This is a genomic window from Aerococcus urinaeequi (assembly GCF_001543205.1).
Classification (GTDB): domain Bacteria; phylum Bacillota; class Bacilli; order Lactobacillales; family Aerococcaceae; genus Aerococcus; species Aerococcus urinaeequi.
On record NZ_CP014162.1, the window covers coordinates 972,958 to 997,302 of the forward strand.

The following is a 24,345-nucleotide window of genomic DNA, read 5'->3' on the forward strand; positions in this document are numbered from 1 at the left end:
AGCTTTTGTTCGCTCAAAACTGAATCTGTAAGTCGTCTACCATTCCATCATACAATCTTATATCCATTGGATAAGTCCTCGACCGATTAGTACTAGTCCGCTCCATACATCGCTGCACTTCCACTTCTAGCCTATCTACCTGATCGTCTCTCAGGGGTCTTACTATCTTAAAGATATGGGAAATCTCATCTTGAGGAGGGCTTCACGCTTAGATGCTTTCAGCGTTTATCCCATCCACACATAGCTACCCAGCGATGCTCTTGGCAGAACAACTGGTACACCAGCGGTGTGTCCATCCCGGTCCTCTCGTACTAAGGACAGCTCCTCTCAAATTTCCAACGCCCGCGACGGATAGGGACCGAACTGTCTCACGACGTTCTGAACCCAGCTCGCGTACCGCTTTAATGGGCGAACAGCCCAACCCTTGGGACCGACTTCAGCCCCAGGATGCGATGAGCCGACATCGAGGTGCCAAACCTCCCCGTCGATGTGAACTCTTGGGGGAGATAAGCCTGTTATCCCCAGGGTAGCTTTTATCCGTTGAGCGATGGCCCTTCCATGCGGAACCACCGGATCACTAAGCCCGACTTTCGTCCCTGCTCGACTTGTAGGTCTCGCAGTCAAGCTCCCTTCTGCCTTTACACTCTACGAATGATTTCCAACCATTCTGAGGGAACCTTTGGGCGCCTCCGTTACATTTTAGGAGGCGACCGCCCCAGTCAAACTGCCCGACTGACACTGTCTCCCGACCGGATTACGGTCGCGGGTTAGAGTGGCCATGTCACAAGGGTAGTATCCCACCAGCGCCTCCACCGAAACTAGCGTTCCGGCTTCAATGGCTCCTACCTATCCTGTACATGTCACACAGACACTCAATATCAACCTGCAGTAAAGCTCCATGGGGTCTTTCCGTCCTGTCGCGGGTAACCAGCATCTTCACTGGTACTACAATTTCACCGAGTCTCTCGTTGAGACAGTGCCCAAATCGTTACGCCTTTCGTGCGGGTCAGAACTTACCTGACAAGGAATTTCGCTACCTTAGGACCGTTATAGTTACGGCCGCCGTTTACTGGGGCTTCAATTCGTACCTTCGCTAATGCTAAGCACTCCTCTTAACCTTCCAGCACCGGGCAGGCGTCAGCCCCTATACGTCATCTTTCGATTTAGCAGAGACCTGTGTTTTTGATAAACAGTCGCTTGGGCCTATTCACTGCGGCTGACCAAATGGTCAGCACCCCTTCTCCCGAAGTTACGGGGTTATTTTGCCGAGTTCCTTAACGAGAGTTCGCTCGCTCACCTTAGGATGCTCTCCTCGACTACCTGTGTCGGTTTGCGGTACGGGTTGTTTGTATCTAACTAGAAACTTTTCTTGGCAGTGTGACGTCAGCAGCTTCGGTACTATATTTCCCTCCTCATCACAGCTTGTCTTTAACACGAAGCATTTCACTCTGTGTCAGACTCACTGCTTGAACACGAATCCAATAACGTGCTCTGCTTAGCCTCCTGCGTCCTTCCTTTGGTCAAACAATACAAACAAGTACAGGAATCTCAACCTGTTGTCCATCGCCTACACCTTTCGGTCTCGGCTTAGGTCCCGACTAACCCTGGGAGGACGAGCCTTCCCCAGGAAACCTTAGTCATACGGTGGACGGGATTCTCACCCGTCTTTCGCTACTCATACCGGCATTCTCACTTCTAAGCGCTCCACAAGTCCTCTCGATCTTGCTTCTCTGCCCTTAGAACGCTCTCCTACCATATCCATGCGGATATCCACAGCTTCGGTGTTCAGTTTAGCCCCGGTACATTTTCGGCGCAGGGTCACTCGACTAGTGAGCTATTACGCACTCTTTAAATGATGGCTGCTTCTGAGCCAACATCCTAGTTGTCTAAGCAACCCCACATCCTTTTCCACTTAACTGAAACTTTGGGACCTTAGCTGGTGGTCTGGGCTGTTTCCCTTTCAACTACGGATCTTATCACTCGCAGTTTGACTCCCGGATTAAAATATTTGGCATTCGGAGTTTATCAGATTTCGGTAATCCTAGATGGACCCCTAGATCAAACAGTGCTCTACCTCCAATATTCATCATCCGAGGCTAGCCCTAAAGCTATTTCGGAGAGAACCAGCTATCTCCAAGTTCGATTGGAATTTCTCCGCTACCCACACGTCATCCCCGCCTTTTTCAACAGACGTGGGTTCGGGCCTCCAGTGCGTTTTACCGCACCTTCACCCTGCACATGGGTAGGTCACTTGGTTTCGGGTATACGACTACATACTCGACGCCCTATTCAGACTCGCTTTCGCTATGGCTCCGTTTCTTCAACTTAACCTTGCATGCAATCGTAACTCGCCGGTCCGTTCTACAAAAAGTACGCCATCACCCATTAACGGGCTCTGACTGCTTGTAAGCGCACGGTTTCAGGTACTATTTCACTCCCCTTCCGGGGTGCTTTTCACCTTTCCCTCACGGTACTGGTTCACTATCGGTCACTAGGGAGTATTTAGCCTTGGGAGATGGTCCTCCCGGATTCCGACGGAATTACACGTGTTCCGCCGTACTCAGGATACAGACTAGCGTTATTGATCTTTCGTCTACGGGATTGTCACCCTCTGTGATTGGCCTTCCCATGCCATTCGACTAAATCTTTAACTACATATCGTCTGTCCTACAACCCCAAAGAGCAAGCTCTTTGGTTTGGGCTCTTTCCGTTTCGCTCGCTGCTACTCAGGAAATCGAATTTTCTTTCTCTTCCTACAGGTAATGAGATGTTTCAGTTCCCTGCGTCTTCCTCTCAAACTACTATGTATTCGTAGTTGAGTAATTGCCTATCAAAGCAATTGGGTTTCCCCATTCGGAAATCTCCGGATCAAAGCTTACTTACAGCTCCCCGAAGCATATCGGTGTTAGTCCCGTCCTTCATCGGCTCCTAGTGCCAAGGCATCCACCGTGCGCCCTTATTCACTTAACCATTGGTTAAGTTGTATGATTCGCGAAAAGTAATTTGCTTACTTTTATTGGTTTTTTACTCTTGGTAAAATTGGAATTTCTTATATTAATTATCTCCTGGTAGAAAATAATTAAATAAGAGGTTTATTACTTACAGTATTCAGTTTTCAAAGAACAAAATGGCAACCTAATTTTAATGGTTGCTATGGAGAATAGCGGGATCGAACCGCTGACCTCCTGCGTGCAAAGCAGGCGCTCTCCCAGCTGAGCTAATCCCCCATGGCTGGATATATTTATATATGTATTTCTTATTCCATTTCTGGAATGGGCCTGAATGGACTCGAACCATCGACCTCCCGCTTATCAGGCGGACGCTCTAACCAGCTGAGCTACAGGCCCGATTGGCTTCCATTACTATAAAAATATAGTATAGACCTCTCAAAACTAAACAAAGAAGAATTGAACCTATTGTGTATTCCGTTATATTCCTTAGAAAGGAGGTGATCCAGCCGCACCTTCCGATACGGCTACCTTGTTACGACTTCACCCCAATCATCTGTCCCACCTTCGGCGGCTGGCTCCATAAAGGTTACCTCACCGACTTCGGGTGTTACAAACTCTCGTGGTGTGACGGGCGGTGTGTACAAGACCCGGGAACGTATTCACCGTGGCGTGCTGATCCACGATTACTAGCGATTCCGGCTTCATGCAGGCGAGTTGCAGCCTGCAATCCGAACTGAGAATGGCTTTAAGAGATTTGCTTGCCCTCGCGGGTTTGCGACTCGTTGTACCATCCATTGTAGCACGTGTGTAGCCCAAGTCATAAGGGGCATGCTGATTTGACGTCATCCCCACCTTCCTCCGGTTTGTCACCGGCAGTCTCATTAGAGTGCCCAACTGAATGCTGGCAACTAATAATAGGGGTTGCGCTCGTTGCGGGACTTAACCCAACATCTCACGACACGAGCTGACGACAACCATGCACCACCTGTCACTTTGTCCCCGAAGGGAAAGCCCTATCTCTAGGGTGGTCAAAGGATGTCAAGACTTGGTAAGGTTCTTCGCGTTGCTTCGAATTAAACCACATGCTCCACCGCTTGTGCGGGTCCCCGTCAATTCCTTTGAGTTTCAACCTTGCGGTCGTACTCCCCAGGCGGAGTGCTTAATGCGTTAACTGCGGCACTGAAGGGCGGAAACCCTCCAACACCTAGCACTCATCGTTTACGGCGTGGACTACCAGGGTATCTAATCCTGTTTGCTCCCCACGCTTTCGAGCCTCAGTGTCAGTAACAGACCAGAATGTCGCCTTCGCCACTGGTGTTCTTCCATATATCTACGCATTCCACCGCTACACATGGAGTTCCACATTCCTCTTCTGTACTCAAGTTTCCCAGTTTCCAATGACCCTCCACGGTTAAGCCGTGGGCTTTCACATCAGACTTAAGAAACCACCTGCGCTCCCTTTACGCCCAATAAATCCGGACAACGCTTGCCACCTACGTATTACCGCGGCTGCTGGCACGTAGTTAGCCGTGGCTTTCTGATAAGATACCGTCAAGACTGTAGCAGTTACTCTACAATTTGTTCTTCTCTTATAACAGAGTTTTACGACCCGAAGGCCTTCTTCACTCACGCGGCATTGCTCCGTCAGGCTTTCGCCCATTGCGGAAGATTCCCTACTGCTGCCTCCCGTAGGAGTTTGGGCCGTGTCTCAGTCCCAATGTGGCCGATCACCCTCTCAGGTCGGCTATGCATCATCGTCTTGGTAGGCCGTTACCCCACCAACTAACTAATGCACCGCAAGGTCATCTATAAGTGACAGCAGAGCCGTCTTTCAATCTCCTTCCATGCGGAAGAAGATATTATGCGGTATTAGCACCCGTTTCCGAATGTTATCCCCCGCTTATAGGTAGATTCCTTACGTGTTACTCACCCGTTCGCCGCTAACGTCAGAAGTGCAAGCACTTCATCTGTTCGCTCGACTTGCATGTATTAGGCATGCCGCCAGCGTTCGTCCTGAGCCAGGATCAAACTCTCATGAAAGATTTTCATGAGCTTGATTGCTCATTAAAGTTTGCTGACTTATTTATAGTAGTTCTCACTACTTTTAATTGTTGGAATCAAATGATTCCATACACAATTTTTGGTTTGTCTTCTTTGTTCAGTTTTCAAAGGTCTATTTTGTCGCTCTTGTGACAACTATCTAATATTATCACGAGTTTAACTGGAAGTCAACAACGTTTTAAAAGTTGTTTAAAATGTTGTTTTCTCGGTTGTTGTTACGTTGTAACGCAACTATTAGATATTACCATGTTCAGCTATTTGAAGTCAACATTTTTTTCAAAATATTTTCTTCAATGTTTCAACAGAAACAATAATAACGTCTGAAAAATATAATATCATCTTTCACAATTCTTGTAAACCTATTTTTCGTATTTCTTCAAAAAATAAAAGACCCTAGATAATATACCCAGGATCTTCTTATTTCGATTAGTAGGAATCAGCGATTAAGCTTCTTCCCAACTATCTTTGATGAATGTTTTACGACCAGATAATTCACTATAACGTTTATAGTGGGCTGGATTCTTTTTGTAGAATTGTTGATGGTAATCTTCTGCTGGCCAGAAAGTCGATGCTTTCGTGATTTGTGTTAGAACTGGTTTGTTAAAACGACCACTCGCATCTAAAGCTGCTTTAGATGCCATTGCTGCTTTATCCTGTTCTTCGCTGTTCACAAAGATTTCAGGTCGATAAGAATCCCCACGATCAACAAATTGCCCCATTGCATCTGTTGGGTCTGTTTGTTGCCAATAAATATCTAGTAATTCTGAATAGCTTATTTTTTCATTATCAAATTCAATCTCAACTGCTTCTGTATGACCAGTTGTGCCCGAGCAAACTTCTTCATATGTAGGATTTTCTTTGTGGCCGCCAGTGTATCCTGATGTAACTTTTTCAATACCATCCATTTCTTCGAATGGTTGAACCATACACCAAAAACATCCGCCGGCAAATACTGCTGTTTCTTTAGACATCCTAATTGCCCCTTTCGTTAAATTTAAAAAATTAATCCACCTCTATTGTATTACATTATTTTAATTTTGAAACGCCAGAAGCATTTTCTTTTGTGATTTCTGTAATACCACCCATGTAAGGTACTAACGCTTCAGGGATTGTTACTGAACCATCTGCGTTTTGATAGTTTTCTAAAATAGCTGTTACTGTACGCCCAACAGCTAAACCAGAACCATTTAATGTATGCACATATTCCGGTTTACCGTTTGCGTTACGGAAACGGATTAAAGCACGACGCGCTTGGAAGGCTTCAGTGTTTGAGCATGAAGAAATTTCACGGTATGTTTCTTGCGCTGGTACCCATACTTCTAAGTCATAAGTTTTAGCAGCGGAGAACCCCATATCACCAGTAGATAATGTCATTACACGATATGGTAAGTTTAATTTTTGTAGGATATTTTCGGCATTATTCACCATTTTTTCTAATTCGTCATATGAATCTTCAGGTCGAGCAAACTTCACCATCTCTACTTTTTGGAATTGGTGTAGACGAATTAAACCACGTGTATCACGACCAGCAGATCCTGCTTCTGAACGGAAACTTGGTGACATGGCGGTGAAATAGATAGGTAAATCTTCTCCAGGAATAATTTCATTTGCAAAATAATTGGTTAATGGTACTTCTGCTGTTGGGATTAATGTTAGGTGGCGATCTTCATTCGTTGTAGAGAAAACATCTTCAGTAAATTTAGGGAATTGACCAGTACCGTACATAGCTTTGTCGTTCACTAAGTAAGGAGGAATGATTTCCTCGTAACCTTCTTCTTGGTGTTGGTCTAACATAAAGTTATAAACAGCACGCTCTAAACGGGCACCTAAACCACGATAGTATAAGAATCTCGCACCTGAAACTTTAGCTCCACGTTCAAAGTCTAAAATACCTAATTCTTCACCAATTTCGTAGTGTGCTTTTGGTTCAAAATCAAACTCAGGGGCTTGGCTCCATCGTCGCACTTCAACGTTGTCATCTTCATCGGCACCAACTGGTACTGAATCATGTGGTAAGTTTGGTAAACGATCCATAATGTAAGTCACTTGCTCATCCAATTTAGCAAGTTTTTTGTCTAAAACAAGGATTTCATCGCCTACTTCTTTCATGCGGGCAATTTTATCATCCGCATTTTCTTTGTTGCGGCGCAATAAGCCTATTTCATCAGAAACGGCATTACGTTCAGCTTTTAAAGTTTCTGTTTGAGAAATCACCTCACGGCGTTGGCCGTCTAAATCAATTAATTTCTCTAATTCATCTTTTGCAACCCCACGGCTAACGTATTTTTCCGCAGTCGCATCAAAGTTGTCTCTTAATAATTTAATATCAATCATTTCGTTTTCCTCCTATATATAAATAAGTAAATAAAAAAGCTATTCCGGTCTTCCAAAAAATTGGAAGGGACGAAATAGCTTGAAGCTCATATATTATTGCGCGGTGCCACCCTACTTTAAGACACAGAAATACCATGTCTTACGCTCATTAGATAACGGCTAACCCGGCTCTACTTAATTAGGATTAAATCCTCATATTCGTAGTCAGTGATTGTGTGGATTCATATCGCTTAATTACCTGCTTTCACCTACCGCAAGCTCTCTAGAAATCAGCCTATATTACTATTCACAATCGATACTTTCCTTATATTGCCTCCATTATATATTTAAGGAAAATAAAAGTCAATTGCGCCAAATTAGGTGCTCATAAATTCGTTTAGACTTGTGCAGAGCTAGAAAAAAAGCCATTTATAGATAGTTGGAATTTTCCCCTGCGCCTACCACTTCACCTATGCAAAATTAAGCAACATTCAAATCTACGTTGCTTAGTACAACGCACCCTTCCTTATAAAGTCACAAATACACTTCTCTAGACACGTATAAAAGCCATGACAAGACATCATGACTTTAGCGAAAAAATATTTATAAAACTTGAATTTATCTTAATCAACATATCAGAAGCATCATTATAGTTGCATTCCAACCCCTAACAGTCACACATTCAAAACATCATATTCATGAGATTTGTTTAGTTTTGTAATACCAGTACTTTTAGACTACAAATCAGATCGTTATCTTACCTAAATACAAACAATAGATTTGTTAATTACGGCACTCGCAAACGTGTATCTTATCTAGAGCTTTTACAAACAGTGTTGTTCAAGCCTGTAGAAAAAACGAAGTGTGTCCGTCTCTAGATAAATTTATAAATCATTTGAGCAATACGATGTATTTCATTTCTTGAAAATCTATACGGTTGTTAACTAAAAACGCCTTGGATATCTTCCATCCAGCCTTTAAACAGATCTTCCATGATGCGTGCCACTTGTACAACAATGCTGACCTTGTCGACATCTTCTGCTGGCACAATGGCATTTGACATATCCAGTCGGTTAAAGAGACTTTCATCAAAGTTCACCGTCGTATTGAAAGTATTAATTGATTGGTCCACTGACAATGGCGCTGTCAGCGCTAAGTTCCCTACAGCGTCATATTGGAAGGCTGCATCATAAGTTGTAGTCGAATTATTTTCTAAATCATAATTATAAGGTAAGAATAGGGCATTCGTTTTGGCATAGTTCAGATCTACGCCACTAACGACACCTTGGTAAATAGCTACGTTATCAGCAGGCAACCAAGGGGCACCTTCTTCATAAAGGGTAGTATAAGCAAGGTTTTCTTGTAGGGCAGTCAGTAATGTGCCTGTATTTACATACCGTTCATCTTCTGTTTCAGCACCTAAGGTCACAAGCATGATGTCGCGGCCATCGATTTGACTCATGATGATGATACAACGACCGGCAATAGATTCAGTTCCAGTTTTAAGACCAGACACGTCGTCACGTTCGTAGGCATTGCCTGGTAAAAACAGGTTGGTGCTCTCTAAAGTATAAGTCTCCGGATCCGATACTTGGAATTCTTTTGAAGTGACATTAGACCGTTCTAAAACATCCGGATATTCATTGACGATTTCACGGGCCACGAACAAGATATCTCGGGCCTGCATCATATTTTCTTGGTCAATTGAGTACGGTGATGCTGAACCATCAGTTGTAGTTAACCATGAACCGGCTAAACCTGAAGCGGTATATAATTCGAAGTCTTTGATGCCTAATTCGGTTAATTTGTCATCCATCATTTCCACAAAAGATTGCTCTGAGCCGGCAATATATTCAGCCAAGGCAACTACGGCTGCATTCCCTGACCCAATCACAGCAGCATCAATTAAAGCATCCACTGTATAATAATCAGTTGATTCTTCTAATGGCACATTAGATAAACCAGCCGCTACGGAAAGCGCTGAAACTGCCTCTGAGACAGGCACCTTAGTGTCAAAAGACAAATTTCCTGCTGCAATTTCATCATAGACAACAAACAAGGCAATTAACTTAGTCAATGAAGCAATCCCGTGTAAATCGGCCCCATTTTGGTCATATAGAATTTGGCCAGATTCACTATCAATGACCATCGCGGCATCGATATTCAACCCGTAATTTGTCGCAATTTCTTCTGAAAATTCTGCTACCGTACCACTTGTTGCCTCACTCGCTTGACTAGTGTCTACAGTCGTATTTTCAGTTGCTAACACAGCCATCGGCACTTGGGCCAAATTGAGGCCTAACAAGGCAACCAATGCTGTGGTCAAAACTTTTGTCAACTTATTCTTCACTTATATTCGCTCCATTTCTACATGATCCTCTAAATCTTCAAAGCGATTAGGAATAGTGAAAATGAACCGTGTCCCTCTATGGTCCGACTCCGCGTGAATTTCACCACGGTGCAGTTCAATAATCGATTGCGTAATCGCTAACCCCAAACCACTACCCGTCTGCGGCTCAGTTCGAGATTTATCCCCCCGGTAAAATCTCTGGAATAGGTCCTTCAGTTGCCCCTTAGGAATCTTAGCGCCGTCATTTTCAACGACAAACTTGGTCTTTTCTTTGTCTTGATAGATTGAAATCCTGATATACTTACCCTTTCCACCATATTTAAAGGCATTGGTAAATAAATTGGAAAAAATACGTACAAATTTTTCTGGGTCAATATCGACTAGGATATTGTCATCCGGTTCGGCCACAATTTGAAATTCACGGCCGACTTTATTGGCCTCTAATTCAAACTCTACCGTAATTTGTTCTACCATACGTACCACATTGATCCGGTTAATAGCCAACTTAGTATCCACTTGTTTGACCTTAGTATATTCAAACAAATCTTCAGTCATCCGTTGCATTTGAATGGCCTTATCGTAAGCAATATTGATATACTTCATAGCCTTTTCTGGGTCTTTCAACCCTTCCTGCTTCAATAAGGTCAAGTAACCAATCACGGAAGTAAGCGGCGTCCGAATGTCATGACTCATATTGGTTATCAAGTCATCCTTAGACTGTTCAATCCGCCGCTCTTCTTCCCGCGCTTTAACAGTGGAGTCGACCAAACGATTAATCGAATCTACAACAGGCTGCATCCCATTCAACTCGGAAGTAGAAATCTTATGATGGTAGTTTCCTTGCGAAATATAGTGCAGCTCTTCAAGCACATAGCCCAATTGAACCGCCCGTAGCCGCCGATAAATCCGCCAGCCAACAAAGGAAACACTCATCACCAAGTAAACCACGGTTAGAGACAGAAAGAAATTTTGTTGAAATTGTGGGTGGACAAAAAAAGAGCCAGGATATGTCCGTAACAAGACTGAATAATTGGTTTCATAGACCGTGATCAACACGAACATTAACCCAAAATACAGTATGACCAATATCGCTAGCCACACAATCGCTTCAAAAAAAAGCTCTGTATGCATTCTACTTTTCTTTTTTTGCAAGAGCGCACCTTCTAACTATTACTGTCATTGAACTATTAACTACCTAACCGACTAACTGGCTACTATAAAAATGTAAAAAAGACTAGGGGCGTTGATACCAATATCGCATTCCCCAGTCTTACTGAACATTCGCCGTGATACCAGACGTTTTCTATACTTAGCGCTTAGGCTGTAATTTTATAACCTACACCCCAAACAGTTGAGATTACCTTGTCTCCACCTGTAGCTTCACCGATCTTATCACGCAAATGGCTCACGTGGACCATAACAGTCTTCGCTGATACCACAGACTCTTGCTGCCATACACGTTCAAAAATCTCGTCAGCAGAGAATACGTTATTTGGATTACTAGCTAGTAAGTATAATATACCAAATTCTAGCGCAGTTAGTTGAATTTGTTGACCATCTGTTGTCGTTACCTCATGAGAATTTTTGTTAATTACAAGCGGGCCAACTTCAATCGTTGCTGAATCATCGCCAGCTGTAGAAGCACGACGCAGTAAAGACTTGATACGAGCCATCACTTCAAGCGGGTTAAAGGGTTTTGTCACATAATCATCCGCACCAGTCGTTAAACCAGAAATCTTGTCCATATCAGACGATTTAGCAGATAATAGTAAAATTGGCATATCCACATCACGTTTCCGTAACTCCTTAATCACCGTAATCCCATCCTTACCAGGCATCATAATATCCAACACCATCATCGCAATATCAGGATTCTCAGCAATTTTGTTCAAGGCCTCATCCCCATCAAAAGCCTGGATTACCTCGTAGTCTTCATTTGTAGCATATATAGTTAATAATTCAACGATTTCCTTATCGTCATCAGTAATTAAAATTTTCATTAGGTTATCCTCCGAACTCTATAATCTCTCCATCTTATTTTAACAAACCCCAACCACATAAGTCCTATATTTCTATTTAAAAGTAGTTAAGAATGCCTTAAGACTTGATATCACAAGCTTTTCCGACCTATATTAAAGATTTTTTCATTGAAAAAGGACAAGCGCAGTCATGCTGACCCACTTGCCCTCGGAATATTTTCGTCTTTAATCGATTAGCCTCTTGAATAGTTTGGCGATTCTTTAGTGATTTGTACATCATGCGGATGCGATTCAATTAAACCAGCACCTGTCATGCGAATAAATTGTGCATGTTGACGTAAGTCTTCAACTGTTGCAGCACCGCAATAGCCCATACCTGATTCAATACCACCAAGTAATTGGAAGATAATACCTGAAACAGAGCCCTTATAAGCAACGCGTCCTTCGATTCCTTCAGGCACTAATTTGTTGGCTTCGTTGACTTCACCTTGGAAGTAACGGTCCGCAGAACCTTTTTTCATAGCCCCTAAAGAACCCATTCCACGGTAAGTTTTAAATTGACGCCCTTGGAAGATTTCTAATTCCCCTGGTGCTTCGTCAGTACCCGCTAACATTGATCCTAACATGACTGCATGGCCACCAGCCGCTAAAGCTTTGACAATATCACCTGAGAATTTGATCCCACCATCCGCAATAATGGTCTTGCCGTATTCGTTGGCTACACTAGCTGCGTCATACACCGCTGTAATTTGTGGTACCCCAACACCAGCAACCACACGTGTTGTACAAATTGATCCAGGTCCAATCCCTACTTTAACCACGTCAACACCTGCTTCATATAAAGCACGCGTACCTTCAGCTGTCGCTACATTTCCAGCGATTAAAGTAGCTTCTGGGAACTCTTGGCGAATTTGTGCAATTTTACGTAAAACCCCTGCAGAGTGACCATGTGCAGTATCGATTACAATCGCATCTGCACCTGCTTCAAGTAAAGCAGCCACACGCTCAAATGTATCTGAAGTAACGCCAACTGCAGCACCCGCAATTAAACGACCTTTTGCGTCTTTAGCAGAATTTGGATAGTCTGTAACGCGTTCAATATCTTTAATAGTAACTAAACCTGTTAAACGACCTTCATCATCAACTAATAATAATTTTTCAATACGATTTTCATATAAAATGTGACTCGCTTCTTCTAAAGAAGTTCCTTGTGGTGCAACAACTAAGTTGTCTTTGGTCATCACATTTTCAATCGGTTGGTCATGGTCTTCTAAGAAACGGATATCACGGTTTGTTAGGATACCCACTAATTTATGGTCTGCTTCATTGTCGATGATCGGTACACCAGAAATACGGTAACGCTCCATCAATGATTCTGCTTCGTGAACTGGTGAGTCTGGGAATAGATAGAATGGGTCTGAAATGACACCTGACTCTGAACGTTTAACCTTACGGACTTCATCCGCTTGTTGGGCAATCGTCATATTTTTATGAATAATACCAAGTCCACCTTGGCGTGCCATAGCGATGGCCATGCTTGCATCCGTTACAGTATCCATTGAAGCTGAAAGGATTGGAATATTTAATTTCAAGTTGGGCGCCAACTCTACGCCTAAATCTACCTCATTTGGCAACACCTCTGAATGTGCTGGCAATAGTAAGACGTCATCGAATGTTAATCCCTCTTTAGCGAATTTGTTTTCCCATGCAGTAGTCATTTTTCATTCATTCCCCTTTTCTGTATAAAATTGATTTTTACTATCCTACCACCATACACCAACAAGGTCAACCTTATATTTCGTAAATAAATGGATTATTTTTATATATTAAAGATATTGTTCGTTTTTTATTTGTTTGAAAAAGATATATACGCTTTTGGAAACTTGGATCAAATGTTATAGTTCGGAAATTGGTTAAAGAAATCATCTCTTCTTTTACCTATATATATTTACCTTATGCCTATAGCAAAATCCAGTATTAACAAGACCCCCATAAACCTATGACTCACCGACATACTTTTCAAATTACAAATCCAAAATTTATACGACACAAAAAGCCGTGACATTAAGCCACGACCTGTGAGTGATTATTCGTATAAGTTTGCCGAGAAAAATCCAAATACTTAGATTCTTTCCATTATGGCTTGTTTGAAGGCTTCTGGGTCTACTGTTTCAACGAAGGCTTGGTCTTCGATGAAAACCGTTGGCACCGCGCCGACACCAACTGCTTGTGCTTCTTCAAATACGCGGGCTGCTAGTTCGCTATTGTCTTGTTGCACACGTCCTTGTTGGGCTAAATAGGCTTCAACTTTATCTAGGTCTAAACGCGCCCAGTCATTTTGCGACCGAAGGTATTGGTCTGCCATAGTATAGGCCGCTTCTTGGTTGTCGTAATCGATGTAATCATGGACAAGATTGCCTTTTTGTAGACGCGGACTGGTTTTATCATAGTGCTTCAAAATCCGTTGCACCTGCCCTGTTTGAATTAATGGATCTAGGAAGAAGGCGAATTGCTCCTGGTAATTTAAGGCATCCGGACAAGCAAGGTTGTAGTATTCAACGACTTTAACCTTGGCTGTATCTTTTCCAAGTTTAATCGCATCTTGATAGGTGATTTTATCTGTTTGAAAGGTCATTTAAATGCCTCCTTATTATATTTTCCTTACTGGGCAATTTGTTCGTCTAAGTAAGCAATTAATTCAGCTGCTGCATTTGGCCCCACAAAAGCTTTGTCATTATTTACGACGATTGTTGGGGTTGCTGTACCGCCAAGGGCTTCAAATTCAGCTTTAACGACATCGTTTTGCAGGCGGTTGCCTTGGTATTGGTAAGATAGCGTTTCAATAGCATAGTCTACGATGCCACCAAAGTCAGTCGTTTTCCATTCACCATGACGAGCGAAGATTTCTTTGAATTGTTTGTAGGCTTTTTCTTGGTCCTTGTAGTCTACAAAGCGGTTAATAACTTCCCCTTTAGCTAAGCCAGCCTTATCGATATCAACGTGTTTGATAATCCGTTGAATCTTCCCTTCATCCGCTAGGCCCTCTAATTTTTCAGACACGGCGTCTTCAAAGTTTTTAGACCCTTGGCAACGGAAGTTGATGTATTCTGTCACCTTAATCGGCGCATCATCTTGGCCGTATTTAATAGCTCGTTTATCCGTAACCTGGTCTAAATCTAATTTGTCGGCCCCGAAATCATATACTTCTGTTGCAGTAGCTGTTTGGTAAGCAGCGTTAAACCATTCGCGGATAGTCTCGTTGTCTTCGTGCTCGTCAAAGGCTTGGCCAAATACATAGGCAGTTGGCACTGTTTTAGCGCCTACTTCAACCGCTTCAGCTTTAATCGCTTCTTGGGTATCATCGTGGTCTTGTTTAGTATAACCTAATTGGTTTTCAGCATATGCTGCTACGCCCGCTTCATCTAATTCCGTCCATTCTTGACGAGTCGCAAACATCTCTGTTAGCTGCTTGAAGGCATTTTCCGGGTCATCGTAAGTCAGGTAACTATGCATCACATTCCCTTTACGCAAATGACCAGTTGGGCGGTTTATGGGCTTCACAATATATTGTACTTTGCCCGCTTCAACGAATTCTTGAATAATCGCCGTATTTTGTTGTTCGAATTTCCTTGAAAAAGGACATTCTACGTTTAAGTAGGCATATAGTTTTACCGGTGCGTCTGCTTTCCCGTAACGAAATCCTAGGTCATCTGAAACTGTTGAGAAATCAATATTTGTTGCATCCATTTTATTACACGTCCTTTGTTCTTTTAATACCCTTATCTTAACGAAGTTTCCTCGTCATGCCAAAAATATCAACTCGAAGCTATCAAAAAAGCCTGCCAGAATAACTGACAGACTCATGTTTTTAGAACAAGGTATTTTGTACTTTAAATTCGCGTTTAAACCACCATCTGGCAGCTAAACCTAGGACTGCTAGAGCTAGGTAAGCGAATAATGGTAATTCTGGGTTAATACCCGCTGGCAAGAATTCAGTTAGAGAAATGAGTAGGATCCAAGCTAATAAAACAGCTACTGAAATTAAGATATACCGCATAGTGCCACGTTCTTTCTTCGGTTTAGACATATCAGGTTGGTTAGTCGTCAACACAGCCATAGCTAATCCCCCAATAATAAAGTTCAAGATTAGCGTGAATAAACCAGCCGGGCCTGAGCTCGCATTTTCAGAACCAATTAATAAGGTCATTCCAGAAATACCCGCGAATACACCACCAATTAATAAGCCACCTTCAACCCAGTAATGCCAGAACGGGCTGTCGCCTGCTTGAACTGCCGCATTACCATCGTTAGGGTTTTGGTGTAGTTCTTGGGCGTAAGTTGTTGGTGTGCCGTATAATTGTTTGGCAGTAACCCCTTTGTCTTGCTCTTCAATAAGAGTATGCAACATTTGATTTTCTTTTAAGTCGATATCGCCATCGTAACCTAAAGCATTGATTTCATTCATAAATTTGATCATAAATTCTTGGTTACGTTTGGTTAAACCTGCGTATAGGCCTTCGCGTTCATCTTTGATGCGTTGGTGGGTTGCTTTTTCAGCCGCTTCACGTTCAGCTTGAATTTCAGCTCTCGATTTTTTCTCATTTCCTAATACCATTGTTGGTCAAATCTCCTTTTGCCTGAATGATCTTAAACGTTAAATCTAAATAGTAAGATATCGCCGTCTTTCACAACGTAGTCCTTACCTTCAGAACGGTAGCGGCCTGCTTCTTTGGCAGCTTTTTCACTACCATAAGTCAGTAAATCTTCATAAGATAAGGTTTCTGCACGGATAAAGCCTTTTTCAAAGTCTGAGTGAATTACACCCGCTGCTTGTGGGGCTTTCATGCCCTTCTTGAAGGTCCAAGCACGTACTTCTTGTTCACCAGCAGTAAAGTAAGTTTCAAGACCTAATAAAGTGTAAGCGCGTTGGATTAAACGATCTAATCCAGACACTTCCATCCCCAAGTCTTCCATGAACATTTCACGGTCTTCATCGTCCAATGATGCCAACTCTTCTTCGATTTGCGCTGAAACAATTACCACTTCAGCATCCTCTTCATTAGCAATACCGCGTACGATTTCAACATAGTCGTTACCAGTTGCTGCATCATCCTCGCTTACGTTCGCTACGTATAAGATTGGTTTTGTTGTCAAAAGGAACATGCGGTCAATAAATGGCTGTTCTTCTTCAGTAAAAGTCACTGTTCGAGCTGATTTACCAGCTTCAAGCACTTCTTTTACCTTAGCAAGAGCGTTGGCTTCAACGATTGCATCATGGTCTTTTGATTTAGCCATTTTAATTGCTTTTTCGTAACGTTTATTGACTGTTTCTAAGTCAGATAAGATTAACTCTAGGTTAATTGTTTCAATATCGTCAGCTGGATCTACTTTTCCAGAAACGTGGGTGATATTCCCATCTTCAAAGCAACGAACCACGTGGACAATCGCATCTACTTCACGAATGTTGGCTAAGAATTTGTTTCCTAAACCTTCACCCTTACTTGCCCCTTTAACAATTCCGGCAATATCCGTAAATTCAAAAGTTGTTGGGACAGTTTTCTTTGGTACGTAGAATTCAGTAAGTGTTTGTAGACGGCTATCTGGTACCTCTACAACTCCCACATTCGGGTCGATTGTTGCAAAGGGATAGTTTGCGGCTTCTACTTGAGATTTTGTGATTGCATTAAATAAGGTAGATTTTCCAACGTTTGGTAATCCTACGATTCCGGCAGTTAAGGCCATTTCTTCACACTACTTTCTTTATTAAGGGTATTTTTTCTTTATTTCTATCATTATAAGTCATTCTGATGATTGCAAAATCGAACACATTAGACCAATATAGGCAAAACGGGTACTAATCCCTAGTTATTGTCTGCTGGTTGAATGATTTTTTTCATTTTCTTTTCAAATTCACGTCGTGGCATCATGACAGATTGGCCACAACCTTGGCATTTAATGCGGATATCCGCACCTAAACGAATGATTTTCCAAGCATTTTCACCACAAGGGTGTTGTTTTTTCATTTGCACGATATCGTGCATGCCATATTCTTTGTCTCCCAAGACATACACCTCTAATCTTCAAATTTAATATTCAAAATATCTAGAATACGGGTTAAATCTTCTTCAGAAAGGTATTCGATTTCGATTTTACCGCGTTTTCCGCGACTATTGATTTGAACATTCGTCCCAAATTTATCCATTAACCGGTCTTCGCTTTCGCGGATATAAGGTGGCACGACTTCTTTCTTGCCGTCGTCTTTTTTAATATCCTTGTCCGCTGGCTCGTTTAAGGCTTGTACCATTTTCTCCAATTGGCGAACGGTAATGCCTTCTGCAACAACCTTCTTAGCTAGACTTGATTGGTCTTTTTTCGATTTTAAACCTAAAATAGTCCGGGCCTGACCTGCTGATAAAGCACCTGATTGCACTAAGGCTTTAATATCGTCACTCAAACCTAGTAAACGTAAATGGTTGGTGATATAAGTTCTGGATTTCCCCAGGCGTTTAGCCGCTTCATCTTGCGTAATTGCTAAAACATCAATCAATTGTTGATAAGCCATAGCTTCTTCTAGGGCTGTTAGGTCTTCACGTTGTAAGTTCTCGATGATAGATGCTTCGATCATCTGTTCATCAGAAAATTCACGTACAATGGCTGGAACAGTCGTTAAACCGGCGATTTTAGACGCACGAAAACGTCGTTCACCAGCAATAATTTCATACCCTTTCACCGCAGATTTACGTAGGGTGATCGGCTGAAAAATGCCTTGCTCTTGAATAGATTTGGCCAAGTCGTTCAAGGCATCTTCATCAAATTGGTGCCGGGGTTGGTAAGGGTTTGGACGAATATCTTCAACACTGATTTCCTGCACCATTTTGTCAGTCGCAGGGGCTTCAACAGTCGCTTCGTTTGCAGTTTGCTTACTTGTTTCAGCTGTAACTTTTACGTCAACTTGCTCTTGGTCTGTCTCATCCTGGGTAAAAAGTGCTTCGCCGCCAAAAAAGGCATCAATCCCGCGGCCAAGTCCCTTATTATGCTTATTTGTTTGTTTCGCCATTATTTTCTAGCACTTCCTTTGCCAATTCCAGATACACTTCAGCGCCACGAGAACGAATATCATAATCAATGATGGATTGTCCATATGATGGTGCTTCAGACAAGCGCACATTTCGCGGAATCAAGGTCGTATACACTGCTTGACCAAAGTACTTCCGGACTTCTTCTACAACTTCATTCGATAAGTTTGTTCTTGCATCATACATTGTCATTAAAACACCTTCAATTTTTAGCCCTGCATTGAAGTGTTTTTGAACTAATTGGATTGTGTTCAATAATTGACTTAATCCTTCTAGGGCATAGTATTCACTTTGTACTGGAATCAGTACGGAATCTGCACTAGTGAAGGCATTGATTGTCAAGTGACCTAGTGAAGGCGGACAGTCAATGAAGATATAGTCATAGTCATTTCTAATCGGTTGAATGGCTTCTTTCATCTTTTGTTCACGGTGGGCGATACTTGTAAGTTCAACCTCAGCCCCTGCCAATGAAATTGTTGCCGGTACAACAGAAAGGTTCTCGCGTGACGAAGATACTACCGCATCTTTTACGGCAACTTCGTTAATCAACACGTCATAGATGCTGTTTTCAACAGAACCTTTAGCAATCCCTAGACCACTCGTCGCATTCCCTTGCGCATCACTATCGATTAATAAAATTTTCTTTCCTTGATAGGCAAGTGCGGATGCTAAGTTGACAGTTGTTGTTGTCTTCCCGACACCACCTTTTTGATTGGCGACTGCGATTACTTTACCCATTTTCTAACCCCCTGCGTTGTATACATCATTTTCAATAAAAAAGGAACGGAATGCGTTTCCGTTCCTTTCGCATTCATTCAAAATAGTTTGGCCTATTTTTCGCAATATTATGCTTCTCATGTCATTTATTCTTTACCATTGTACCAAAAAAGCCTATATATTGTTTAAATAATTCTATTATCACATAAAATACTTTTAATCACTTTATTTATAGCGGACTTTTCGCTGGCTTTCCTGGTTTACGCGGATACTTATTTGGTGTTTCTTTTGGTTTTTCAATCCGTAAAATATGACGCTCCCCAGCTTCAGCTGGTAAGTCAAATTGAATGTCTTCGGCAAATTTACCACCTAAGACAGCAATAGCATGTTTTGCTTCCTCAATTTCATCATCAGATTGCTGTGCTTTCATCGCTAAGAATTGGCCATCCTTTTTCACTAGGGGTAAACAAAATTCTGCTAATAAGTTTAATCTAGCCACCGCTCTAGCAGTAGCAAAATCAAACTGACCACGGAATTGTGGGTTTTGACCAAAAGTTTCAGCGCGATCGTGGTAGGCATGCACTCCTTCTAAACCAAGTTCATTCACCACTTCATTGATAAAGTTGATACGTTTATTCAATGAGTCAACAATAGTGATGTCTAAGTTTGGAAAGGCAATTTTTAGTGGAATGCTGGGGAACCCAGCGCCTGAACCGACGTCTACTAAACGGTACGTTTGATCGGCCATTTCAACGTGCATAGCGACAGTCAGTGAATCATAGAAGTGTTTCAAATACACTTCTTCTAGTTCTGTAATGGCTGTTAAATTAATTTTTTCATTCCATTCAACCAATAATTCGAAATAACGGTTGAATTGTGTCATTTGTTGGTCATTTAAGTGGATTCCTGCATCCGCTAAGCTACTTTTAAATAATTCTGGGTTCATGATTGTCTACTTTCTATATTGAATTCTGGATGGACCGATAAAGTAAGGTTATTAATTAAGCGCGAATATAGGCATAGCCATCATGTTGACGGTTAATTAATTCGGCAATACCTGATGTAATCGGGGTAAATAAGCGATTATTCACCATTTCTGGATCAAACCCTTGAGCTTGTAGCGCATGTTGGCATAACTCAATCGTCACACCTTGTTTCACGAGTTTTTCTAAGCTTTGGTGAAATTCTTCACGCACAGCAACCCGGACAGCACGACCATTGGCTAGGACAATCACTTGTAAATCTTCCACATCATTTAGCGCATTTTGAATAGTTGGTAAGATGGTTTCCCAATCTTTCATCTCATGTACATGAAAAATAACACGTTTTAACATTAGATTACTCCTTTTTATTCATTTACCTTGGCATTTGTTTTCGTATAGCTTACAAATTTACTAGGACCATACAGCTATTATCTTGCTTTAAACGATCTTGTAATCAATCGTTTCATTCCCTTAAATTATAGCATATGCCCTAAGTCTATTATAGCCGTTTACGATTAGATTCATTATACGTTAAAAAGCTATCCCAGAATTGTAGGATAGCTTTTCATATCTTCTGACTTAAACACGTGCGACGTGACCACCTTGCAGGTAAACCATGATAATGGATACATCTGCAGGGTTTACACCTGATACACGACTAGCTTGTGCTAAGGTGCGTGGGCCGATTTCTTTCAAGCGCTGGCGCGCTTCAGTGGCTAAGCTGTCGATGGCATCCCAATCGATGTCAGCTGGAATCGCTTTTTGCTCTAAACGGTGTAATTTTTCTACTTTACGTTGTTCTTTAACAATATAACCAGCATATTTGATTTGGATTTCAACTTGTTCTGTTACTTGACGTGATAAATCCTTGTCGCTTGGGGCGAATTTAAGGATATCATCAATTTTAAGCTCTGGACGACGTAGTAAGTCGCTCGCCATAATCCCATCTTTTAAGGCTGCGGAATTTTTCTCTGCTAGGTAGTCTTGTAATTCTTGAGTTGGTTTCAAGCGAACATTGGCTAAACGGTCTAATTCTTCAGCAACCTCTGCTTGATTTGATTTGTATAAGCTGTATTGTTCTTCAGAGACTAAACCAAATTCATAACCTTTTTCAGTTAAACGAGTATCAGCGTTGTCATGACGTAATAATAAACGGTATTCAGCGCGTGATGTTAATAATCGATACGGTTCAGTTGTCCCTTTTGTGACTAAGTCATCGATCATTACCCCAATATAGCCTTGGTCACGGCCGATAACAAATGGCTCTTCGCCACGGATTTTAAGGACGGCGTTGATCCCTGCGTATAAACCTTGACCAGCAGCTTCTTCATAACCAGAAGTACCGTTTGTTTGACCGGCTGTAAATAAGTTGGCCACTTGTTTAGTTTCTAAGTTTACTTTCAATTGGTTTGGTTTCACCACATCGTACTCAATGGCGTATCCGTTACGCATGATACGTGCGTTTTCCAAGCCTTTAACTGAATGAATCATGTCATTTTGAACGTCTTCTGGTAGTGAAGTTGAAAGTCCTTGGACATAGATTTCTTCGTTATCTAACCCTTCAGGCTCAAGGAAGATTTGGTGTTTTGGTTTATCTGCAAAACGCACAATCTTATCTTCAATTGACGGACAGTAACGGGCACCTACACCCTCAACGATACCTGTAAACATTGGTGCACGATGTAAGTTTTCACGAATCGTTTCATGGGTTGCTTCATTGGTATAAGTCAAGAAACATGGGACTTGGTCTACTAATGGTAAGTAATCCGCGTCTTTAGACATGAATGAAAAATGATTTGGTGCATCATCACCCGGTTGGATTTCCGTTGCATCATAGTTGATCGTACGTTTGTCCACGCGTGGCGGTGTACCAGTTTTAAAGCGGGCAATATCAAAGCCGTATTTTTCCGCCATATTCCCAGTCAATTTCTCAGCTGGTTGCGAGTTGTTTGGACCTGAAGAATATTTTAATTCCCCAATAATAATTTCACCACGGGCTGCCGTACCAGTTGTCAAAATAACAGCATCTGCACGGTAAATAGCACCTGTGTTAGTGATAATCCCTTTAACCGTATCATCTTCAATAATCAAGTCGTCTACTAACCCTTGACGTAGGGTTAAGTGGTCTTGGTTTTCGATAGTTCTACGCATTTCTTTGGCGTATTCATCTTTATCTGCTTGCGCACGTAAGGCACGGACAGCTGGTCCCTTACCTGTATTCAGCATACGCATTTGGATATATGTTTTATCAATATTGCGGCCCATTTCACCACCAAGGGCATCGATCTCTCTTACAACTACCCCTTTAGCTGGTCCCCCAATTGACGGGTTACATGGCATAAAGGCAACCATATCAATATTAATCGTGATCAACATGGTTTCAGCGCCCATACGCGCTGCGGCTAAAGCTGCTTCACTACCTGCATGCCCAGCACCAACTACAATGACATCATATTTGCCTGCTTCATAAGTTTGCATCATCTCATCCTTTCTACGCTTCTTTTATTTACCTAAACAGAATTGACTGAATAGTTGTGTTAATAGTTCATCCGGCGCATTTTCACCAATAATTTCACCTAAAATTTCCCAAGCACGGGTAAAGTCGATTTGAATCAAGTCAACTGGCATGCCCATATCAATCCCGTTTTTCACTTCGTCTAATGATTGACTCGCTTTTTGTAAAAGGTCTATATGACGGGCGTTAGAAACATAAGTCGCGTCTTTTTCCCCTGATTGACCAGAGAAGAAGTAGTCTGCAATTTTCTCCTCTAAAGCGTCAATACCTTCTTGAGTCATCATAGACGTAGCAATGATTTCGTCCTCTTCAACCCACTCTAATAGGGATTCTTTTAAAAGTTGGTTTGGTAAATCAATTTTATTCATGATAATAATTCGTTTATGGTCTTGGGTTAAGGCTAAAAGCTCACGGTCACCAGCTGTTAAGGCTTCAGATTGGTTGAGTAATAATAACACCAATTCTGCTTCCATTAAGGCTTTCTTCGACCGTTCCACACCGATACGTTCCACCACATCTTCTGTGTCACGAATACCCGCTGTATCCACTAATTTCAAGGGTACCCCGCGGATATTGATATATTCTTCAACCGTGTCACGCGTTGTGCCTTCAATATCCGTTACAATGGCCTTTTCTTCTCTTAATAAGGCATTCAGTAAGGAAGATTTCCCTACATTTGGACGACCCACAATGGCAGTTGAAATCCCGTCACGCAAGATTTTCCCTTGTTTAGCGGTCGATAATAAGCCATCGATTCGGTTCTTGATAATAGTTGTTTTCTCGCCCAATAATTTAAGGGTCATTTCTTCCACATCATCGTATTCCGGGTAGTCAATGTTTACTTCAACTTGCGCCAAGGTATTTAAAATGTCTTGACGTAAATTTTCGATTAAATTGGATAATTTTCCGTCCAACTGCTTCACAGCTAAATCCATTGACCGGTCCGTCTTAGCACGGATTAAATCCATCACAGCTTCTGCTTGGGTTAAGTCAATTCGCCCGTTGATAAAGGCACGTTTGGTGAATTCACCTGGTTCTGCTAGGGTAGCCCCTTCACGCAAAACGAGTTCCAGCACGCGATTTGTCGCCACAATCCCACCATGGGTATTAATCTCAACAATATCTTCACGCGTAAATGTTTTTGGCTCACGCATAACAGACACCATCACTTCGTCAATCTCTTGACCATCTTTTGGATCTACAATATGTCCATAATGAATAGTATGACTATCTTGCGTACTCAATTTTTTCTGACCTAATTTGTAAACCTTATCTGCAATCGCTAGTGCGTCATCACCTGAAAGACGGACAATCCCAATCGCACCCTCGCCCGGTGCCGATGAAATAGCTGCAATTGTATCAAAACCACGAGTAATCATGAATATGTTCCTTTCTATCTA

17 protein-coding genes, 2 tRNA genes, 2 rRNA genes and 1 other annotated feature are annotated in these 24,345 nt (G+C 42.0%); all 21 genes read right to left on the reverse strand.

Going from position 1 to position 24,345, the window contains the following annotated elements:
• Positions 1 to 66: 66 nt before the first annotated feature.
• Positions 67 to 2,970, reverse strand: a 23S ribosomal RNA gene (locus AWM74_RS04380).
• 184 nt (positions 2,971 to 3,154) lie between these two features.
• A tRNA-Ala gene (locus AWM74_RS04385) sits at positions 3,155 to 3,227 on the reverse strand.
• 46 nt (positions 3,228 to 3,273) lie between these two features.
• A tRNA-Ile gene (locus AWM74_RS04390) sits at positions 3,274 to 3,347 on the reverse strand.
• 94 nt (positions 3,348 to 3,441) lie between these two features.
• Positions 3,442 to 4,991, reverse strand: a 16S ribosomal RNA gene (locus tag AWM74_RS04395).
• The 16S and 23S rRNA genes sit together here with 2 tRNA genes alongside, the layout of an rRNA operon.
• Positions 4,992 to 5,455: 464 nt before the next feature.
• A complete protein-coding gene (msrA, locus tag AWM74_RS04400; RefSeq protein WP_026465510.1) occupies positions 5,456 to 5,983 on the reverse strand; it encodes a peptide-methionine (S)-S-oxide reductase MsrA in 528 nt (175 codons plus the stop codon).
• A gap of 55 nt (positions 5,984 to 6,038) precedes the next feature.
• On the reverse strand, positions 6,039 to 7,346 hold the full coding sequence (gene serS, locus AWM74_RS04405) for a serine--tRNA ligase (protein ID WP_026465511.1): 1,308 nt from the start codon (positions 7,344 to 7,346) through the stop codon (positions 6,039 to 6,041).
• Positions 7,347 to 7,408: 62 nt separating this feature from the next.
• Positions 7,409 to 7,651, reverse strand: a binding site (T-box leader).
• Positions 7,652 to 8,265: 614 nt separating this feature from the next.
• Complete coding sequence (locus AWM74_RS04410) at positions 8,266 to 9,675, reverse strand: D-alanyl-D-alanine carboxypeptidase family protein (protein WP_026465512.1); 1,410 nt, start codon at positions 9,673 to 9,675, stop codon at positions 8,266 to 8,268.
• Complete coding sequence (locus AWM74_RS04415; RefSeq protein WP_026465513.1) at positions 9,676 to 10,827, reverse strand: sensor histidine kinase; 1,152 nt, start codon at positions 10,825 to 10,827, stop codon at positions 9,676 to 9,678.
• Between the two features lie 164 nt (positions 10,828 to 10,991).
• A complete protein-coding gene (locus tag AWM74_RS04420) occupies positions 10,992 to 11,675 on the reverse strand; it encodes a response regulator transcription factor (RefSeq protein ID WP_026465514.1) in 684 nt (227 codons plus the stop codon).
• 212 nt (positions 11,676 to 11,887) lie between these two features.
• On the reverse strand, positions 11,888 to 13,372 hold the full coding sequence (gene guaB / locus AWM74_RS04425; protein WP_026465515.1) for an IMP dehydrogenase: 1,485 nt from the start codon (positions 13,370 to 13,372) through the stop codon (positions 11,888 to 11,890).
• Positions 13,373 to 13,776: 404 nt separating this feature from the next.
• On the reverse strand, positions 13,777 to 14,289 hold the full coding sequence (locus AWM74_RS04430) for a thioredoxin domain-containing protein (protein ID WP_026465516.1): 513 nt from the start codon (positions 14,287 to 14,289) through the stop codon (positions 13,777 to 13,779).
• Between the two features lie 26 nt (positions 14,290 to 14,315).
• Positions 14,316 to 15,401: a thioredoxin domain-containing protein gene (locus tag AWM74_RS04435; protein WP_026465517.1), complete on the reverse strand. Its 1,086-nt coding sequence runs from the start codon at positions 15,399 to 15,401 to the stop codon at positions 14,316 to 14,318.
• Positions 15,402 to 15,522: 121 nt separating this feature from the next.
• The gene (locus tag AWM74_RS04440) at positions 15,523 to 16,269 is read right to left on the reverse strand and encodes a DUF1129 domain-containing protein (protein ID WP_026465518.1); all 747 of its coding nucleotides are present in this window, start codon (positions 16,267 to 16,269) and stop codon (positions 15,523 to 15,525) included.
• Positions 16,270 to 16,301: 32 nt separating this feature from the next.
• On the reverse strand, positions 16,302 to 17,396 hold the full coding sequence (gene ychF / locus AWM74_RS04445) for a redox-regulated ATPase YchF (RefSeq protein ID WP_026465519.1): 1,095 nt from the start codon (positions 17,394 to 17,396) through the stop codon (positions 16,302 to 16,304).
• Positions 17,397 to 17,515: 119 nt separating this feature from the next.
• Positions 17,516 to 17,695: a DUF951 domain-containing protein gene (locus AWM74_RS04450; RefSeq protein ID WP_034258036.1), complete on the reverse strand. Its 180-nt coding sequence runs from the start codon at positions 17,693 to 17,695 to the stop codon at positions 17,516 to 17,518.
• A gap of 32 nt (positions 17,696 to 17,727) precedes the next feature.
• The gene (locus AWM74_RS04455) at positions 17,728 to 18,711 is read right to left on the reverse strand and encodes a ParB/RepB/Spo0J family partition protein (protein WP_026465521.1); all 984 of its coding nucleotides are present in this window, start codon (positions 18,709 to 18,711) and stop codon (positions 17,728 to 17,730) included.
• The gene (locus tag AWM74_RS04460) at positions 18,692 to 19,468 is read right to left on the reverse strand and encodes a ParA family protein (RefSeq protein ID WP_026465522.1); all 777 of its coding nucleotides are present in this window, start codon (positions 19,466 to 19,468) and stop codon (positions 18,692 to 18,694) included. Before AWM74_RS04460 ends, AWM74_RS04455 begins: the two co-directional genes overlap by 20 nt.
• 208 nt (positions 19,469 to 19,676) lie before the next feature.
• Entirely contained in the window at positions 19,677 to 20,393 is a 717-nt protein-coding gene (rsmG, locus tag AWM74_RS04465) for a 16S rRNA (guanine(527)-N(7))-methyltransferase RsmG (RefSeq protein ID WP_026465523.1), read from the reverse strand.
• 55 nt (positions 20,394 to 20,448) lie between these two features.
• Complete coding sequence (locus tag AWM74_RS04470) at positions 20,449 to 20,781, reverse strand: DsrE family protein (protein ID WP_026465524.1); 333 nt, start codon at positions 20,779 to 20,781, stop codon at positions 20,449 to 20,451.
• Positions 20,782 to 21,009: 228 nt separating this feature from the next.
• On the reverse strand, positions 21,010 to 22,908 hold the full coding sequence (gene mnmG, locus AWM74_RS04475) for a tRNA uridine-5-carboxymethylaminomethyl(34) synthesis enzyme MnmG (RefSeq protein ID WP_026465525.1): 1,899 nt from the start codon (positions 22,906 to 22,908) through the stop codon (positions 21,010 to 21,012).
• A gap of 24 nt (positions 22,909 to 22,932) precedes the next feature.
• Positions 22,933 to 24,324, reverse strand: a complete 1,392-nt coding sequence (gene mnmE, locus AWM74_RS04480) for a tRNA uridine-5-carboxymethylaminomethyl(34) synthesis GTPase MnmE (protein ID WP_026465526.1) — start codon at positions 24,322 to 24,324, stop codon at positions 22,933 to 22,935.
• Between the last annotated feature and the right edge of the window lie 21 nt (positions 24,325 to 24,345).

Excerpts from the sequence above, each read along its gene's own strand:
- msrA (WP_026465510.1), bottom strand. The coding sequence starts at position 5,983 with ATGTCTAAAGAAACAGCAGTATTTGCCGGCGGATGTTTTTGGTGTATG.
- AWM74_RS04470 (WP_026465524.1), bottom strand. The coding sequence starts at position 20,781 with ATGTTAAAACGTGTTATTTTTCATGTACATGAGATGAAAGATTGGGAA.
- AWM74_RS04460 (WP_026465522.1), bottom strand. The coding sequence starts at position 19,468 with ATGGGTAAAGTAATCGCAGTCGCCAATCAAAAAGGTGGTGTCGGGAAG.
- serS (WP_026465511.1), bottom strand. The coding sequence starts at position 7,346 with ATGATTGATATTAAATTATTAAGAGACAACTTTGATGCGACTGCGGAA.
- AWM74_RS04435 (WP_026465517.1), bottom strand. The coding sequence starts at position 15,401 with ATGGATGCAACAAATATTGATTTCTCAACAGTTTCAGATGACCTAGGA.
- AWM74_RS04440 (WP_026465518.1), bottom strand. The coding sequence starts at position 16,269 with ATGGTATTAGGAAATGAGAAAAAATCGAGAGCTGAAATTCAAGCTGAA.
- AWM74_RS04455 (WP_026465521.1), bottom strand. The coding sequence starts at position 18,711 with ATGGCGAAACAAACAAATAAGCATAATAAGGGACTTGGCCGCGGGATT.
- AWM74_RS04420 (WP_026465514.1), bottom strand. The coding sequence starts at position 11,675 with ATGAAAATTTTAATTACTGATGACGATAAGGAAATCGTTGAATTATTA.
- AWM74_RS04430 (WP_026465516.1), bottom strand. The coding sequence starts at position 14,289 with ATGACCTTTCAAACAGATAAAATCACCTATCAAGATGCGATTAAACTT.
- ychF (WP_026465519.1), bottom strand. The coding sequence starts at position 17,396 with ATGGCCTTAACTGCCGGAATCGTAGGATTACCAAACGTTGGAAAATCT.
- guaB (WP_026465515.1), bottom strand. The coding sequence starts at position 13,372 with ATGACTACTGCATGGGAAAACAAATTCGCTAAAGAGGGATTAACATTC.
- mnmE (WP_026465526.1), bottom strand. The coding sequence starts at position 24,324 with ATGATTACTCGTGGTTTTGATACAATTGCAGCTATTTCATCGGCACCG.
- AWM74_RS04450 (WP_034258036.1), bottom strand. The coding sequence starts at position 17,695 with ATGCACGATATCGTGCAAATGAAAAAACAACACCCTTGTGGTGAAAAT.
- mnmG (WP_026465525.1), bottom strand. The coding sequence starts at position 22,908 with ATGCAAACTTATGAAGCAGGCAAATATGATGTCATTGTAGTTGGTGCT.
- rsmG (WP_026465523.1), bottom strand. The coding sequence starts at position 20,393 with ATGAACCCAGAATTATTTAAAAGTAGCTTAGCGGATGCAGGAATCCAC.